Origin of the sequence: Pseudomonas sp. KT_2_4, from assembly GCF_041410225.1 — a bacterium.
Taxonomy (GTDB): Bacteria; Pseudomonadota; Gammaproteobacteria; order Pseudomonadales; family Pseudomonadaceae; genus Aquipseudomonas; species Aquipseudomonas paracarnis.
On sequence record NZ_CP166962.1, the window covers coordinates 2,442,420 to 2,459,203 of the forward strand.

Here is a 16,784-nt window from a genome sequence, read left to right on the forward strand (position 1 = left end):
TTGGCTCATGGGCACCAGTAAATCTCTAGAGTAGGTTGCAAAAACGCGCGAATCGGCATGGCAGCAACATCGTTGCTGGCCAGGGCGGCGCTCAAGGTAGTCAATTTCGAACTGCCGGAAATCGACAGCACGGTGAAGTTGGCCGTCGCCAACAGCGCGCGACTCATGGTCAGGCGCTGGTGCGGCACGGTCGGTGCCAGCATCGGCCAGCAACGGCGGGTACCGTCGGGCTTCAGGGCTTCAGCCAGGTTGGGACTGTTGGGGAACAGCGAGGCGGTGTGACCGTCATCGCCCATGCCCAGCACCAGCACATCAATGGCAGGCAGCTCGGCCAGCAGGCGATCGGCCTGCTCGGCAGCGTCTTCAAGGTTGGCGGCAGGGCTGTACAGGCTCAAGAACTTCGCCTTGGCCGCCGGGCCTTGCAGCAAGTGTTGCTTCAACAGGCCGGCATTGCTGTCGGCGTGTTCGACCGGCACCCAGCGCTCATCGGCCAGGGTGATGGTGACCTTGGACCAGTCCAGGCCCTGCTTGGCCAGGTTCTGGAAAAACGCCACGGGGCTGCGGCCACCGGACACCACCAACGTCGCCTCGCCACGGGCACTGATGGCCGCGCGCAGTTGTTCGGCCACGTCATTGGCAAGGCCATCGGCCAGCAGCGCAGGCGTACGGTACTCATGGGCAGTGACGCCCTGAGGCAGTTTCAATTCAGATATCGCCATACCACGACCTCCCATCCCGCGTAATCAGTGCAATGGAGCTCATCGGCCCCCAGGACCCCGCCGCATACGGCTTAGGCGCATCACCGGATTTTTTCCACCCGGCGATCAACTGGTCACACCACTTCCACGCGGCTTCGATTTCATCTTTGCGAACAAACAGGTTCTGATTGCCGCGCATCACTTCCAGCAACAATCGCTCGTAGGCATCGGGGATGCGTGCGCTGCGATAGGTGTCGGAAAAATTCAATTGCAGTGGCCCGCTGCGCAGTTGCATGCCTTTGTCCAGGCCCTGTTCCTTGGTCATCACACGCAGGGAAATACCTTCGTCCGGCTGCAGGCGGATGATCAGCTTGTTGCTGATCTGCAAGCGCTGCTCGGGGGCGAAGATATAGTGGGATGGTTCCTTGAAATGGATGACGATCTGCGACAGCTTTTGCGGCATGCGCTTGCCGGTACGCAGGTAGAACGGCACCCCGGCCCAACGCCAGTTGCGGATATCGGCACGCAGGGCGACGAAGGTTTCGGTGTCGCTCTGGGTGTTGGAATTGTCTTCTTCCAGGTAACCCGGCACGGCTTTACCAGCGCTGTAGCCGGCGATGTACTGGCCACGGACTACTTGGGTGGTCAGGCCTTCGGGGCTGATCGGCGCCAGGGCCTTGAGCACCTTGACCTTCTCGTCACGGATGCTGTCGGCGGACAGGTCGGCCGGCGGGTCCATGGCAATCAGGCACAGCAGCTGCAACAGGTGGTTCTGGATCATGTCGCGCAGCTGGCCGGCCTTGTCGAAGTAACCCCAACGGCCTTCGATGCCGACCTGCTCGGCCACGGTGATTTCCACGTGGGAAATATAGTTCTGGTTCCACTGGGTTTCGAACAGGCTGTTGGCGAAACGCAGGGCAATCAGGTTCTGCACCGTCTCTTTGCCCAGGTAGTGGTCGATGCGGTAGGTGCGGTTTTCCGGGAAAAACTGCGCCACGGCGTCGTTGACCTTGCGCGATGACTCCAGGTCCGAACCGATGGGTTTTTCCAGCACTACGCGGGTATTTTCCGCCAGGCCAACCTTGGACAGGTTTTCGCAGATCGCGCCGTACACCGCCGCCGGGGTGGCGAAGTAGGCAATCAGGCGTTGATCGCTGCCGGCTTTTTCGGCCAGGGCAACGTAGTCGTCAGCCTTCATGAAGTCGACATGCACATACGAAAGGCGCGCGAGGAAACGCTGGGCCACGGCCTCGTCGAGTTCCTTACCGACGTATTTACGCAATTCTTTTTCGATATGGGCCAGGTGTTGCTGCTCGGAGCCGGCTTCACGGGCCAGGGCCAGGATGCGTGTGTCGTCGTGCAGCAACCCGGCGCCATCGAGTTGATAAAGGGCAGGAAATAACTTGCGCAGCGCCAGATCACCCAAGGCGCCAAACAGGGCAAAGGTGCAGGGTTCCACGGTTATCGAAGGCATGATGTTTGTTCTTTTATCAAGTTAAGCTACAAATACCTTTTTTCAAGGCATCACTCAAGGAAAAATGTAGTAATAACCACAACATTTTCCCGAAATACGCATTGCGAGTGGTGGTGTTCAGCTACCCTCAGTAGGATAGGCCACCGCGAAAAGCCACTCATCGATTGGTTACCGCCTTTTTATTTGCATCGTCGCCCGAAGGAAAGACTGAATGGACCGCGTGCGAAATCTTCTGGAACAGATCCGGAACCGCCTCGAAGAATTGAACAAGGCCGAGCGCAAAGTCGCTGAAGTGATCCTGCTCAACCCGCAGCAGGCCACACGCTTCTCGATCGCCGCCCTCGCCCAGGCCGCCTCGGTCAGTGAACCGACGGTCAACCGCTTCTGCCGTTCGTTCGGTGTCAGCGGTTACCCTGAACTCAAATTGCAGTTGGCGCAAAGCCTGGCCAGTGGCGCCGCGTATGTCAGCCGCGCCGTGGAGGCCGATGATAACCCCGAGGCCTACACCCAGAAGATCTTTGGCAGCGCCATTGCCTCCTTGGACAGTGCCTGCCAGGCCCTGGACCCGGCGCTGATCAGCAAGGCCGTGGACTTGTTGATCCAGGCACGGCAGATCCACTTCTTTGGCCTCGGCGCTTCAGCCCCGGTGGCCATGGATGCGTTGCACAAGTTCTTCCGCTTCAACCTGGCAGTGACCGCCCACGCCGACGTGCTGATGCAACGCATGATCGCCTCGGTGGCGCACACCGGTGAGTTGTTCGTGATCATTTCCTACACCGGTCGTACCCGCGAACTGGTGGAAGTGGCGCGTATCGCTCGGGAAAACGGTGCGTCAGTGCTGGGCGTGACCGCCGAAAACTCGCCGCTGGCCAAAGCCAGTACGGTGAGCCTGAACATCCCGCTGCCGGAAGACACGGATATCTACATGCCGATGACTTCTCGGATTATCCAATTGACGGTATTGGACGTGTTGGCAACGGGTATGACCCTGCGTCGCGGAGTGGATTTCCAGCCGCATTTGCGCAAGATCAAAGAGAGCTTGAATGACAGCCGATATCCGGTGGGGGATGAGTTCAACTAGCAGGCAGCTCTACCAGCAGTACCGGCGCTATCGCAGGCAAGCCAGCTCCCACATTTGGAATGCATTCCCCTGTGGGAGCTGGCTTGCCTGCGATAGCGCCATCAGCCACACCGCTAAACCCCTGCCCTGGCCTGCAAACTCAAATGCGCCCTCTCCCCCGGCGCCAGGCTCGCCGCCGCCATCGCCGCCTCCACACACACAAACCCCGACGCTTCGTTAAAGCTCACGCCCAACAGCGGCCGGCTGCCCGGGTGCCACACCACCGTGTCGGCGCTGTCGCCGGTATCGATGCACAGTTCACGCTGCCAGGCGCGGTCCTTGAGCTGCAGTTCGCCCTCATGCTGGAACACCCGCTGGCATCCGCCATCGACCCGCAATTCACCTTCCTGCTGGCAAACCTGGCGATTGAGCTGGTCATAACCCTGCGCCCCTTCGAGCCCAGACAGCGCTACCTCGTCAACGTGACCAATACGCCAGTAAGCGTGCAATGCATGGCTCAACTGGCACGGCAGCTCGTCGTGATGCTCGGTGCTCAGGCGCAGTTCCAGGGTTTCGCCCAAGTGTGCGTGCAAGTCCACCTGCCAGTCGCACAGTTGCAATTGCCAGTGCAGGCGCACGCCGTCATCGTCAGTGCTGCTGTCGAGCAGTTTCCAGTCGATCAAGCGGGCCCAACCGTGGGAAGGCCAGGCATTTTCGCTGGGGTGACGGCCATACCACGGCCAGCACACCGGTACGCCACCACGGATAGCCCCGACTTGCGGCCATTTGGCGGCACACCACAGCCACGGCTTTTGGCCGGTGGGTTGAAAGTGCAGCAATTGCGCACCCTGGCGACTGAACACCGCCTGGCACAGCGGATGGTCGATCACCAACACATCGCGCATCTGAAAGCGCTCCCAGGCGAACACCGGACGCTCGCGCAGGGATTTAAAAAAGCGTTGCAGCGGTTGCTCGTGCATGTGCCAGGTCCCGAATATCACAGTGCCACGCAAAAAAAAGCGGATAGCCATGGCTACCCGCAAATGCGCACAGAGAGAGGAGCTTATCGCAACAGCGTTAGAACGTAGACTGAATTTTCAGGCCCGCTACCAGCGCGTTGTCGACTTTATCCACGCCGCCAGGCTGGACAACGTACTGCAGGTTCGGACGCACAGTCAGCCAGTTGGTGACGTGGAAACCGTAGTTGAGTTCGACGTTGTACTCAGTCTCACGAATCGGCGTGTACAGCGGATTGTCGTAGTCGCTCACGCCCCTGGCGTCGTTGAGCAGCTCAGAGTTTTTCTTCACATCATTGTTGACATGCAGGCGAGCGACGCCAATGCCGACGTCATCTTTTGGACGCGCGTCGAATGGGCCTTTGTACACGAGCATCAACGACTGGTAGTTGTCGACCAGGTTGGTTTCCTTGTCATGGAAGGTCGCGTTGGCGGCAATGTTCAAACCACGGGAAGCGTCGCCGTTATGGGTGGTGAGTTGCTGTTGCGCAACGAACCAGTAGCCTTTCTTGCTGCTGCGGGTACGGAAGTCGGCGCCGCTGAGGACCGCATCGTTACCGTTGACGTCTTCACGTACATCCGGAGCATCGGCCGCACTTTTATAGAAACCCACACGGTATTCGCCCGGCAGGTTATTAACCTTCGGCGACCAGACCAATTCCACCGGAATCACGGTGCCCTTGGTACCACTGCCGCTGAGTTTGAAGCCGTTGCCGTGCTCCAGCTGCGACGGGTTCTGGTTGTAGGCACCGATTTGCGCATACAGCTCAGGCGTGATGTTGTATTTCACGCGGATAGCGGCCTGGGCGACCGGCCAGTTGTACCAGGTATTGACGTAGTTACCGACCTGGGAGCCGCAGAACGACAGGTTCTGGAAGTCGCAAGGGAAGGTGTTGAAGTCTTCGCCTTCACCGAAGTAACCGAGCTTCACGTCCAGCTTGTTGTCGAACATCTGGTGCTGAATCCAGAACTGGGTCAAACGCACCATGTGGCCACGGCCATACACTTCTTGCGAGGAACTCAAGGTGCCGGCACGCGGGTCGCCAATGCGGTCATTGGAGATGTTCTGGCCATTACGGTTGGTCAACTGGATCTTGGCCTGGGTGTTATCCCAGCCCCACAGTTTTTGCAGGTCCAGTGCCACGCCCAGACCGAACTGGTCGGAGTAACGACCGGTCTTGTCGTCGTTGTAGCCGCCGTGGGCGTTGTAGCCCATCTCGCCCACGTAGTCGGCCTTGATGTCGATACCTTGCTCGATCAGCTTGGTACGCTCGCCGCCCCAATCGCCGGTCATCCACTTGGAATCAGCGCTGAATGCATCGGCCGCCATCGCATTGGCGGACAATACAAGGGCTGCTGCCGCTGACAGTTGGCAGATCAGCCGGGTGTTGTTGTGTTGCTTTTTCATCCCTACATCCTCGTCTTTATTGTTATTAAACTGTTTTTATCTAACGCGGGTTACATTTTTTAATTAAAACAATCACTTATCTTGCTTAACGGCCCTTGAACTGGGTCACATTGTCGGCATGCCCCTGTGCCGGCAATGAAGCCACTGTGCCCAACCGCTCACCGGTCTTGGCGTCAAACAGCAATACCTTGGCCGGGTCGAACTGCAAGGTCAGGGTCTCGCCCACTTGCGGTGCCACGTCCGGCGCCAAACGGCAGCAGACCTTGGTGTCGTTGAGCTGCACAAACACCAGGGTGTCCGGGCCGGTCGGCTCGGTGACCTGGACTTCGGCACGAATGCTCGACGAGCCATTACCCTCGCCCGCTGCCAGCACGATCTGCTCCGGGCGCAGGCCCAGGATCACATCGCGGTCTTCCAGCCCGGCGTCATTCATGCCCAACGCCAACTCGCAACGGGCCTGGCCGCTGTCGAGCACCGCCACCAGATCACCGTTCTGGCGTTTTAGGCGCATGGGAACGAAGTTCATCGGTGGTGAACCGATAAAGCTTGCCACAAACAGGTTGGCAGGGTCGTTGTAAATTTCTTTTGGCGTGCCGAATTGCTGGATGATCCCGTCCTTCATCACCGCCACTTTGTCGCCCAGGGTCATCGCTTCGATCTGGTCGTGGGTCACGTAGACGGTGGTGGTTTTCAGACGCTGGTGCATCAGCTTCATTTCGGTACGCATCTCGACGCGCAGCTTGGCGTCGAGGTTAGACAGCGGTTCGTCGAACAGGTAGATCTTCGGCCGGCGCGCCAGGGCACGGCCCATGGCCACGCGCTGTTGCTGGCCACCGGACAACTGGCCCGGCTTGCGGTTGAGCAGGTGTTCGATCTGCAGCAACTTGGCCACGCGCGCCACTTCGGCGTCGATGTCGGCTTGCGGCATCTTGCGGATCTTGAGGCCGAACTCGATGTTCTCGCGCACGCTCATGGTCGGGTACAGCGCGTAGGACTGGAACACCATGGCGATGTCACGGTCCTTGGGGCTCATGCCGCTCACGTCTTGATCACCGATCATGATCGCGCCGCCGGTGATGGTCTCAAGGCCAGCGATGCAGTTCATCAGCGTGGATTTACCACAGCCCGACGGGCCGACCAGGATGAGGAACTCGCCTTCCTTGATCGACAGTTCGATGTTCTTCAAGGTGTCGGGCAGGCCGGCGCCATAAGTCTTGTTTACATTGCGAAGTTCAAGCGTAGCCATGATTACCCCTTGACCGCGCCAGCCGTAAGGCCGCGCACGAAATACTTGCCTGCGATCACATAGACCAGCAGGGTCGGCAGCCCGGCGATCATCGCCGCCGCCATATCCACGTTATATTCCTTGGCCCCGGTACTGGTGTTGACCAGGTTGTTCAGCGCCACCGTGATGGGCTGGGAGTCGCCACTGGAGAACACCACGCCGAACAGGAAGTCGTTCCAGATCTGAGTGAACTGCCAGATCAGGCAGACCATGATGATCGGCGTCGACATCGGCAGGATGATCCGGCGGAAGATGGTGAAGAACCCCGCTCCGTCCAGGCGTGCGGCCTTGATCAGCGCATCCGGGATGCTCACGTAGTAGTTACGGAAGAACAGCGTGGTGAACGCCAGGCCGTAGACCACGTGGATAAACACCAGGCCGGTGGTGGTGCTGGCCAGGCCCATCTTGCCGAGGGTGAACGACGCGGGCAGCAACACGGTCTGGAACGGCAGGAAGCAGCCGAACAGCAACAGGCCAAAGAACAGCTGCGAACCGCGGAAGCGCCAGAACGACAGCACGTAGCCGTTCAAGGCGCCGATAGCGGTAGAGATCAGCACAGCAGGAACGGTGATCTTGATCGAGTTCCAGAAGTAGCCATCCACGGTGGCCCAGGCTTTCACCCAGCCGATGCCGCTGACCACGGTGGGCCAGCTCAGCAGGTTACCGGTGCTGATGTCTTCCGGGGTCTTGAAGCTGGTGAGCAGCATCACCACCAGCGGCACCAGGTACAGCAGCACCGCCAGGATCAGCACCGCGTAGATCGCGATGCGGCTCAGGCTGATGGCAGGTTTGGCGGCGAGACTAGTCATTACGCTTGGTCCTCAGCTCGGAATACAGGTACGGCACGATGATCGCGAGGATCGCACCGAGCATCAGGATTGCACTGGCCGAGCCCATGCCCATCTGGCCGCGACTGAAGGTGAACGAGTACATGAACATCGCCGGCAGGTCGGACGAGTAGCCCGGGCCGCCTGCGGTCATTGCCGCCACCAGGTCGAAGCTCTTGATCGCAATGTGCGCCAGGATCATCACCGCACTGAAGAACACCGGACGCAGGCTGGGCAGCACCACGCTCCAGTAGATACGCGGCAGGCTCGCGCCGTCGATCTGCGCAGCGCGGATGATCGACTGATCAACACCGCGCAGGCCAGCGAGGAACATCGCCATGATAAAGCCGGAGGCTTGCCACACAGCGGCAATCACCAGGCAGTAGACCACGCGGTCCGGGTCGATCAGCCAATCGAGACGGAAGCCTTCCCAGCCCCAGTCCCGCAGGAGTTTGTCCAGGCCCATGCCCGGGTTGAGCAACCATTTCCAGGCGGTACCGGTGACGATCATGGAGAGCGCCATCGGGTACAGGTAAATGGTGCGGATAAAGCCTTCGCGGCGGATTTTCTGGTCGAGGAAAATCGCCAGCAGCACGCCGATCACCAGGGTGATACCGATGAACATGCCACCGAACACGGCCAGGTTCTTGCTCGCCACCCACCAGCGGTCGTTGTCGAACAGCCGCTGATACTGCGCCAGGCCCGCCCATTTGTAGCTGGGCAGGAAGGTCGAGGTGGTGAACGACAGCACGAACGTCCACAGGATGTAGCCATAAAAGCCCACCAGCACGATGAACATGCTCGGCGCCAGCACCAGTTTAGGGAGCCAGCGCTGCAGCACATCGAATGGCGAGGCCTTGCTGAACACAGCAACAGAACTCATGGGAAAATCCAGTACAGGGAAAAAGGACTACAAGGTGAGTCTCTTGTCGAACGCGGTTTGTGTGGGAGCTGGCTTGTCGAATCGTCGCACCGCTGCGATGGCATCACCTCGGTGTAACCGGCACACCAAGTTGCCTGCATCGCGGGCAAGCCCGGCTCCCACAAAAATCCGCTACCAAGTCTTACTTGGCTGACTTGATCGCAGCACCCAGCTTCTTGGCGGTATCGGCCGGGTCGGCTTTCGGGTCGTTGATGAAGTTGGTCACGACATCAAAGAACGCACCCTGTACCGCCAGGGTCGTGGCCATGTTGTGCGCCATGCTTGGCTGCAGGCCGCCAGTCTTTGCGTCGGCCAGGAAGTCTTTGGCGGCGGTCTGGGCGCAGGAATCAAAGCCGTAGGATTCCATCTTGGTCAGCATGTCGTTACGCACAGGGATCGAGCCCTTGTTGATGCTGAACACCTTCTGGAAGTTTTCACCCAGCACGACTTTGGCGATGTCCTGCTGGCCCGCGGCAGTGCCTTTGTCTTTCTGCTTGAACACCGCCAGGGAGTCGATGTTGTAGGTGAAGGCTTTATCAGTGCCCGGGAACGCTACGCACTCATAATCCTTGCCGGCGACTTTCTTGGCCGCAGTCCATTCGGACTTGGCCCAGTCACCCATGATCTGCATGCCGGCCTTGCCGTTGATGACCTTGCCAGCCTCCAGGTTCCAGTCCTGGCCCTTGCCGTCGACGTCCATGTAGGTCGCGACTTTCTTCAGTTCAGTGAGGGCCTTGACCATTTCCGGGCCGGTCAATGCGCCGTTATCCAGGTCGACCAGGGCTTTCTTGTAGCCATCGGCGCCCATCACCGAGAGCACCACCGCTTCGAACACGGTGCTGTCCTGCCAAGGCTGGCCGCCGTGGGCGAGCGCAATGAAGCCTGCAGCCTTGAGCTTGTCGCCCGCTGCATAGAATTCTTCGAGGGTGGTTGGGTTCTTGGTGATGCCGGCTTTCTTGAAGACTTCCGGGTTGATCCACAGCCAGTTCACGCGGTGGATATTCACCGGCACTGCCACGTAGTCACCGTCGTATTTCACGGTGTCGGAGACTTTCTTGTCGAGCAGCGAATCCCATTTTTCTTCTTTGGCGACGTCTTTGAGCACGTCGGTGTCGAGCAGGCCAGTCGACGCCCATTCCTGGATGTCGGGGCCTTTGATCTGGGCAACGCCTGGCGGGTTACCAGCAACCGCGCGGCTTTTGAGCACGGTCATGGCAGTGGCGCCACCGCCGCCTGCTACAGCACCGTCTTTCCAGGTAAAGCCGTCTTTCTCAACTTGGGCCTTCAGGACATCCACAGCCGCTTTTTCACCGCCCGAGGTCCACCAATGCACCACTTCCACCGTACCTTTGGAGTCGGCGGCAAATGCACTGAGGGGGAACAACGAGGCAATGGAAATAGCGACGGCGAGGCGATTAATCGCGTTCATCTGAGTACCTTTTCTTGTTGTTATGCATGCAAGTCTAGAGCTTGCGCTGCACGGAGTTTAAACATGGATTTTCAGGGCGCAGGTAACAAAGGGACGCACAAATGTCACCACCTGGTGACATAGCATCCGCCGCCCAATGCACTGGCCAAGCTGGGTGCCAAGGGCAGTGCAGGCAGCACTACCGCTTGCCAGGCATGGTACAGGTCAGGTTTACCGCCCCAGATATTACTGCTGGGTTGGTTGTGCGGGCTGAGTTCGTGGTGCCAACTGCCCTGGAGCCGGTCGATGAAGTGGGTTTCGCAAAACTCCCAGAAACGTCGGTACCAGGTTTCGTAATGCAGCTCACCGGTACGTTTGAGCAGCGCCTGAGCAGCGGCGCTGGCTTCGGCATGGGTCCAGTGCAGGCGCTCGCGTACTACCGGGCGTTGGTTCCAATCCAAAGTGTAGACAAGGCCCGGCGCACCATCCACCGCCCAGGCGTACTCGCAGGCACTGGCGAACAGGCCTTTGGCGTCGCTCACCAGCCAGTCCGGCGTGGCCAGCTTGGCCTCAAGGCGCGCAGCTTCCAGGTGCAGCAGCAACCGCGCCCATTCAAAACCATGGCCTGGGGTGATGCCGTAAGGGCGAAAGCCATCGGAAGGGTTGTCTTGGTTGTAACCGAGCAACGGCTTCCAGTGCGTATCGAAATGTTCGATGACCATGAACTGGTTGCCAGCGGCATGAGTATGGATCACCCGTTCAACGATGCGCAGCGCACGGTCCAGCCAACGTGTATCACCACTGACATCGGCCAATGCCAGGAAAGCTTCGGTGGCGTGCATGTTGCTGTTGGCGCCACGGTAGGCTTCGACGCCGCTCCAGTCTCGGGCAAAGGATTCGAGCATGACGCCCTCCTCTTCGCTCCAGAAGAACTGGTCGATGATATGGACGGCGTCGTTCATTAATGTGCGCGCACCCGGCGCGCCGGCCACTACGGCAGAGCTGGCGGCAAGGGCCACGAAGGCGTGCAGGTAGGCGGCCTTGCCGGTGTTGCCATCAGCCGCCTGGGGCGCGGCGAACCAGCCACCGTGCTCACTGTCACGCAGCGGGCCGCTGAGCGCTGCCACACCGTGCGCCACCAGCTCGGCATAACCCGGCAACCCCATGGCATGGGCCATGGCAAAGCTGTGGGTCATGCGCGCGGTGTTCATGGTTTCGGCGCGGGCAGTGGCCGGCAACTGGCCTTTATCGTCGAGGTTGCCGAAACCGTCCGGCAGGCGCGATGCCTTGGCGAACGCCAACAGGCGCTGGCCTTCTGCGGCGAGCCAAGCGTGATGGGCAGGTGCATTCAGCCAACTGCTGGCAGGCAGTGGATGGGTGGTCATGGGTGGCCCTTATTGTTTTTTTGGGATGACCGGAGTCTAAACAAGGGCGCGGGATGGACAAGTAACGAAGGGGAGAAGAAATGTCACCGAGCGGTGACAATCCATGTAGGAGCGAGCTTGTTCGCTCCTACAGAGGACGATTTCGCGTTCATTGACCCAGTGGTGTGGCCGCAGCAGGCGCATTGAGACGCTGATTCAAGTTCTGCACCTGGCTCTGCAAGGTGGTGATATTGCGCGTGGTCTGGATGCGGAACACGTCGAATTCCTTGTTGGTCGGCGCGTCGATATTGGCCGGCTGGTTTTCCTGAGCGCTCTTGAGCACCAGCAAGTCCTGCTCGAGACGGGCGATGGCCGCGCTAGGGTTGCCTTGTTTCTTCAAGGCCGCCACATCGGTGACCAGCCCCTTGGTCTCGGCCTGTGCTGCCGTGAGGCTGGCGACAGCGTCAGTAAGGGCCTGCACCTGGCCTTGCAGCTTGGTATTGGCCGCTGTCAGTTCGGCGGTGCTGGCACTCATCTGGGCCAGGCGGCTGTCCAGTTCGGTGGCTTGACCCGCGACGCCCAACTGTTGCTTGCCCTGTTCCTGCAACTGGGCTTCGAGTTGCTTGATCTGCAGCTTCAACGCTTCGCTGCCGTTGTTCACATTGGCTTCGCTGGCCACGACCTTGCCGGAAATCGCCTGCAGGCGCCCCGCCGCTTCCTCGCTGATGCGGGCAAAGCTTTCCTGGGTGGCAACCAACTGCTGGCCCATCAGGGAGATCTGCTGGAAGCTCCACCAGGCCAGGCCTGCAAACGCAATCAACAGCGCGCCGACCAGTGCCCACAACGGGCCAGTGCTGGCGCTCTTGACCTTGACCACAGGCGTCGTTCGCGAACGCACCGACGTCGCAGGGGTCGGCACGAAATCATCGTCATCCCCAAGGTCGGCCCGCAGGCTGGGAACGTTGTCGAAGTCGTCTTTAGCATCGTTACGCATGAATCTACCCTGAATCAATGAGATGGCTGGCTGCAAAGCCGAGCGGCAGGAGTATAAACCGCACTCCCGGCGCATGGATCGACTCGGAACCTGGAATTGGGTTCCCGAAGTGTTGCTGCTTATGAGCTTATTGGCGGCCCGGGTCCTGGGCTTTCCACCAGCTGCAGAACTCGTCGAGCGCGGCCCACAGGCTGATTTTGGGCTCGTAGTCGAGATAATGCCTGGCGCGGCTGATGTCGAGGGTGAAATCTTTGTTCATCACCTGCATGCCCAGGCGCGACAACGCCGGTTCCGGCCGCCCCGGCCACATCGCGCAGAAGGCTTCATTCAGGGCCGCCACGCTGTAGGCCACACCGTAGGAGCGGTAACGGGTCACCTGGGGCAGCTCCATTTGCCGCATCACGTAGTTCACCACATCCCAGATCGGCACCGGTGCGCCGTTGCTGATGTTGTAGGCTTTTCCCAGGGCCGAGCCAGTGGCGAGCAAACTGCTGAGCAGCGCCTCGTTAAGGTTATGCACGCTGGTGAAGTCGACTTTGTTCAAGCCGTCGCCGACGATCGCCAGGCGGTTCTTGCGCTGCATTTTCAGCAGGCGCGGGAAGATGCTCATATCGCCGGCCCCGGTAACAAACCGTGGGCGCAGGGCTATCACGTCCAGGCCGAACTCTTGGGCGCCAAAGACCTTCTGCTCAGCCAGGTATTTGGTGGCGGCATAGGGATGCTTGAAACGCTTGGGCACTTGTTCTTCGGTGAGCCCCAGATGGTCGCGACCGTCAAAGTAGATCGACGGCGACGACAGGTGCACCAGGCGCCCGACGCGCTGTTTCAGGCAGGCCTCGACGACGTTTTCGGTGACCAGCACATTGTTCTGGTGGAAGTCCTGGTACTTGCCCCACAGCCCGACGGCGCCGGCGCAATGCACCACGGCTTCAACATCGCGGCACAGGTCGCGCACCAGGTCGGCATCATTCAAGTCACCCTGGATAAACTCGGCACCGCGCCGTACCAGGTGCTCCACACCCTCGGCGCGCCGCCCGTTGACCCGCACGTCCAGGCCTTGTTCAAGGGCGAAGCGCGCAAAGCGCCCGCCAATGAAGCCGCTTGCGCCGGTGACCAGAATTTTCATGTCGTACTCCGTGTTCTTTCGTTTTTCATCGCTCTTGCCTTGACGCGCGCCATCACTCCAACGGCACCAACCAATGACCACACACATCGGCCAGATGGTCAGTCAACAAGCCCAACAGTTGCCCGCCACTGCGCCAATGATGCCAGTACAGCGGCACATCGATGGGCTTATCTGGCAATAACTCGACCAGCACGCCGGTTTCCAACTGGTCACGCACTTGCAATTCAGGCACCAGGCCCCAGCCCAGGCCGGCTTCTGTCAGGCGGATAAAGCCTTCGGATGACGGGCATAGATGGTGTTCGAAACCACCGTCCACGCCCAGGGACGCCAGGTAGCGGTGCTGCAGGAAATCATCCGGGCCGAACACCAGCGCAGGCGTGCGCGCCAATTGGTCAGCCCGCACGCCCCCAGGAAAATGCCGCGCCAGAAAGGCCGGGCTGGCCAGGGCCCGATAACGCATGGCGCCCAGCAACAGGCTGCGGGCACCGGCCACGGGACGCTCGCTGGCGCAAATGCAGGCCGCCACTTCACCGGCGCGCATGCGCTTGAGGCCCACGGTCTGGTCTTCGACCACCAGGTCCAGCAGCAAATGCTGTTCGGCGCAGAAGTCGCTGACCGCCTCGGCCCACCAAGTGGCGAGGCTGTCGGCATTCAGGGCAATGCGCAGACGCTCGGGCATGCCCTCCTCGTCCAGGGCCGGCACCTGGCTTTGCAGGTCACGCTCCAGCAAGCGCACCTGTTGCACATGGTTGAGCAAGCGCCGGCCGATATCGGTGGGCGTCGGCGGCGAGGCGCGTATCAACACCGGCTGGCCAATGCGCGCTTCCAATAGCTTGATGCGTTGAGAGATGGCTGACTGCGACAGCCCCAGCACCTGGGCACCGCGCTCAAAGCCGGCTTGTTCCACCACCGCCGCCAGGGCAGAAAGCAATTTATAGTCGAACATCAGTTTCTCTAATGAGCGATCAGCAATATTGGTTTTTCTTATACAGGCTCTCCCGTAAAAATGACCAGCATTGCTTCCCCACTTAAGGAAACCTCACATGGCTGGCGAAACCGCCCTGACCACTTTATTGCGCAGCATGAGCCCGCAGTTGAATGACGGCGACTATGTGTTCTGCACCCTTCCCGACAACCGTATCCCTGCGGGCTGCGAGGTCATCGGCAGTTTTCGTGAACAGGAAGGGCTGACGGTGATTGTCGAACGACAACAGGCCGAACAGGCTGGGTTGAGCTTCGACTATCTCGCCGCCTGGATCACCCTGAATGTGCATTCCGCCCTTGAAGCCGTGGGCCTGACCGCCGCCTTCGCCAGCGCGCTGGGCCAAGCCGGTATCAGTTGCAACGTGATCGCCGGCTACTACCACGACCACCTGTTCGTCGGCCGCGCCGATGCCCAGCGGGCCATGGACGTATTACGGCAATTGGCAGCGAACGCGGAGTAAACCCTATGTGGCAAAGCTATGTGAACGGATTGCTGGTCGCTCTCGGCCTGATCATGGCGATCGGCACCCAAAATGCCTTTGTATTGGCACAAAGCCTGCGCCGCGAACATCATTTACCGGTGGCGGCGCTGTGCATCGTGTGCGATGCGATTTTAGTAGCCGCCGGGGTATTCGGGCTGGCCACCGTGCTGGCGCAAAGCCCGATACTGCTGGCGGTGGCACGCTGGGGCGGCGCAGCGTTCTTGCTTTGGTACGGCGCATGCGCGCTACGCAGGGCCTGCTCGAAACAGAGCCTGGACCAAAGCGACAGCCTCAAGACACGCTCAATGCGCGCCGTGCTGCTGAGCGCCTTGGCGGTCACCTTGCTCAACCCCCATGTCTACCTGGACACCGTCCTGCTGATCGGCTCCCTGGGCGCGCAACAAACCGAACCGGGTGCTTATGTAGCCGGAGCAGCCAGTGCCTCGTTCCTGTGGTTCTCCACCCTGGCGCTGGGCGCGGCATGGCTGGCACCCTGGTTGGCACGCCCGGCCACCTGGCGCCTGCTGGACCTGCTGGTCGCGGTAATGATGTTCTGGGTGGCCTATCAACTGATCAGCGCCTGAGCAATATTCCAAAACGCTCTGGAACCTCTATCCCACACAGTTGTTGCGTGGTTATGCCGCACCCCCGGTGCTATGATCGGACCCCTGCGCCGCAAAGAGTACAAACTCCCCGGCGCATGTTTGGCCGCCCGTGATCGGCCTTGCGCTCACCGCAACTGACCTGATTAGGAGAATCATCATGGCTTTCGAATTGCCGCCGCTGCCCTACGCACACGATGCCCTGCAGCCGCACATCTCCAAGGAAACCTTGGAGTACCACCACGACAAGCACCACAACACCTATGTCGTGAACCTGAACAACCTGGTGCCTGGCACCGAGTTCGAAGGCAAGACCCTGGAAGAGATCGTCAAGTCTTCCTCGGGCGGTATCTTCAACAACGCCGCTCAGGTCTGGAACCACACCTTCTACTGGAACTGCCTGGCGCCAAACGCCGGCGGTCAACCAACCGGCGCGCTGGCTGAAGCCATCAACGCTGCGTTCGGTTCGTTCGACAAGTTCAAAGAAGAGTTCACCAAGACTTCGGTTGGCACCTTCGGTTCCGGTTGGGGCTGGCTGGTGAAAAAGGCTGACGGTTCCCTGGCCCTGGCCAGCACCATCGGCGCCGGCAACCCGCTGACCAACGGCGACACCCCGCTGCTGACCTGCGACGTGTGGGAACACGCCTACTACATCGACTACCGCAACGTGCGTCCAAAGTATGTGGAAGCGTTCTGGAACCTGGTCAACTGGAAGTTCGTGGCTGAGCAGTTCGAAGGCAAGGCCTTCACTGCCTAAGCGATGCTTGCAGTAGGAAAAGCCCGGCGATTGCCGGGCTTTTTTTTGGGCGACGAGTGTGGATCGGCCGAAAAAATGGAACTCATTGAGACGAACCGGCCACGTAGTCGAAGAGAGGAATACACCTCTCGTCCAACGCAGGAGAGTCAACTATGGAACCAGTTTCGATGATGGCCGCCGCCGGCGCCGCCGCCTCGGTGGCACTGCCCATTGCAGGAAAAGCGGCCGAGATGGGAATGGATCTACTCAAGGACGTGATGGACCGTGTCACGGACGGAGCCCAAGGCGGCCAACTGGGCGCGGATCCACAGTCATCTGCCCCACCACAGATTAATTTTTAATCAAACAACCACTTGCCCCCGCAAGGCAACATTCAC

General features: G+C 60.0%; 17 protein-coding genes. 5 read left to right on the forward strand and 12 right to left on the reverse strand.

Annotated features, from left to right (window positions below; genetic code table 11):
• Window positions 1-5 precede the first annotated feature (5 nt).
• Both pgl and zwf read right to left on the reverse strand, forming a co-directional pair.
• On the reverse strand, window positions 6-719 hold the full coding sequence (pgl, locus tag AB9N64_RS11280) for a 6-phosphogluconolactonase (protein WP_038451298.1): 714 nt from the start codon (window positions 717-719) through the stop codon (window positions 6-8).
• On the reverse strand, window positions 706-2,172 hold the full coding sequence (gene zwf / locus AB9N64_RS11285; RefSeq protein ID WP_014719663.1) for a glucose-6-phosphate dehydrogenase: 1,467 nt from the start codon (window positions 2,170-2,172) through the stop codon (window positions 706-708). The genes pgl and zwf overlap by 14 nt, the downstream gene beginning before the upstream one ends.
• Window positions 2,173-2,392: 220 nt before the next feature.
• On the opposite strand from zwf, the gene AB9N64_RS11290 reads away from it, so the two are divergent.
• Window positions 2,393-3,253, forward strand: a complete 861-nt coding sequence (locus AB9N64_RS11290; RefSeq protein WP_169856377.1) for a MurR/RpiR family transcriptional regulator — start codon at window positions 2,393-2,395, stop codon at window positions 3,251-3,253.
• A gap of 113 nt (window positions 3,254-3,366) precedes the next feature.
• Here AB9N64_RS11290 and AB9N64_RS11295 read toward each other — a convergent pair whose 3' ends face one another.
• The 10 genes from AB9N64_RS11295 to AB9N64_RS11340 form a co-directional block, all read right to left on the reverse strand.
• Complete coding sequence (locus AB9N64_RS11295) at window positions 3,367-4,212, reverse strand: D-hexose-6-phosphate mutarotase (RefSeq protein ID WP_060766950.1); 846 nt, start codon at window positions 4,210-4,212, stop codon at window positions 3,367-3,369.
• A 97-nt stretch (window positions 4,213-4,309) separates the two neighbouring features.
• The gene (locus AB9N64_RS11300) at window positions 4,310-5,656 is read right to left on the reverse strand and encodes a carbohydrate porin (protein ID WP_003193760.1); all 1,347 of its coding nucleotides are present in this window, start codon (window positions 5,654-5,656) and stop codon (window positions 4,310-4,312) included.
• Window positions 5,657-5,741: 85 nt separating this feature from the next.
• The gene (locus tag AB9N64_RS11305; protein WP_072435172.1) at window positions 5,742-6,902 is read right to left on the reverse strand and encodes an ABC transporter ATP-binding protein; all 1,161 of its coding nucleotides are present in this window, start codon (window positions 6,900-6,902) and stop codon (window positions 5,742-5,744) included.
• Window positions 6,903-6,904: 2 nt separating this feature from the next.
• Window positions 6,905-7,750, reverse strand: a complete 846-nt coding sequence (locus tag AB9N64_RS11310; RefSeq protein ID WP_003193763.1) for a carbohydrate ABC transporter permease — start codon at window positions 7,748-7,750, stop codon at window positions 6,905-6,907.
• Window positions 7,743-8,651 (reverse strand): carbohydrate ABC transporter permease, encoded by a 909-nt coding sequence (locus AB9N64_RS11315; RefSeq protein WP_003193765.1) that lies wholly within the window; start codon window positions 8,649-8,651, stop codon window positions 7,743-7,745. Before AB9N64_RS11315 ends, AB9N64_RS11310 begins: the two co-directional genes overlap by 8 nt.
• 181 nt (window positions 8,652-8,832) lie before the next feature.
• Window positions 8,833-10,119, reverse strand: a complete 1,287-nt coding sequence (locus AB9N64_RS11320) for an ABC transporter substrate-binding protein (RefSeq protein ID WP_003193767.1) — start codon at window positions 10,117-10,119, stop codon at window positions 8,833-8,835.
• Window positions 10,120-10,223: 104 nt separating this feature from the next.
• Entirely contained in the window at window positions 10,224-11,483 is a 1,260-nt protein-coding gene (locus AB9N64_RS11325) for an AGE family epimerase/isomerase (protein ID WP_130175409.1), read from the reverse strand.
• Between the two features lie 148 nt (window positions 11,484-11,631).
• Window positions 11,632-12,456, reverse strand: coding sequence for a hypothetical protein (locus AB9N64_RS11330; protein WP_020303134.1), 825 nt, complete (start codon window positions 12,454-12,456; stop codon window positions 11,632-11,634).
• 127 nt (window positions 12,457-12,583) lie between these two features.
• Window positions 12,584-13,582 carry an NAD(P)-dependent oxidoreductase gene (locus AB9N64_RS11335; protein ID WP_106110980.1) on the reverse strand — a complete coding sequence of 333 codons (999 nt, stop codon included), beginning with the start codon at window positions 13,580-13,582 and terminating at the stop codon, window positions 12,584-12,586.
• Window positions 13,583-13,634: 52 nt separating this feature from the next.
• Window positions 13,635-14,528, reverse strand: a complete 894-nt coding sequence (locus AB9N64_RS11340) for a LysR family transcriptional regulator ArgP (protein WP_003193773.1) — start codon at window positions 14,526-14,528, stop codon at window positions 13,635-13,637.
• A gap of 97 nt (window positions 14,529-14,625) precedes the next feature.
• Here AB9N64_RS11340 and AB9N64_RS11345 point away from each other — a divergent pair, with 97 nt between their 5' ends.
• The 4 genes from AB9N64_RS11345 (at window position 14,626) to AB9N64_RS11360 (ending at window position 16,748) form a co-directional block, all read left to right on the forward strand.
• Window positions 14,626-15,027, forward strand: a complete 402-nt coding sequence (locus tag AB9N64_RS11345; RefSeq protein ID WP_014719670.1) for an ACT domain-containing protein — start codon at window positions 14,626-14,628, stop codon at window positions 15,025-15,027.
• A gap of 5 nt (window positions 15,028-15,032) precedes the next feature.
• Window positions 15,033-15,632 (forward strand): LysE/ArgO family amino acid transporter, encoded by a 600-nt coding sequence (locus AB9N64_RS11350; RefSeq protein ID WP_014719671.1) that lies wholly within the window; start codon window positions 15,033-15,035, stop codon window positions 15,630-15,632.
• A 178-nt stretch (window positions 15,633-15,810) separates the two neighbouring features.
• Window positions 15,811-16,407: a superoxide dismutase gene (locus tag AB9N64_RS11355; protein ID WP_014719672.1), complete on the forward strand. Its 597-nt coding sequence runs from the start codon at window positions 15,811-15,813 to the stop codon at window positions 16,405-16,407.
• A gap of 152 nt (window positions 16,408-16,559) precedes the next feature.
• Window positions 16,560-16,748 carry a hypothetical protein gene (locus tag AB9N64_RS11360; protein ID WP_019819367.1) on the forward strand — a complete coding sequence of 63 codons (189 nt, stop codon included), beginning with the start codon at window positions 16,560-16,562 and terminating at the stop codon, window positions 16,746-16,748.
• Window positions 16,749-16,784: the final 36 nt, after the last annotated feature.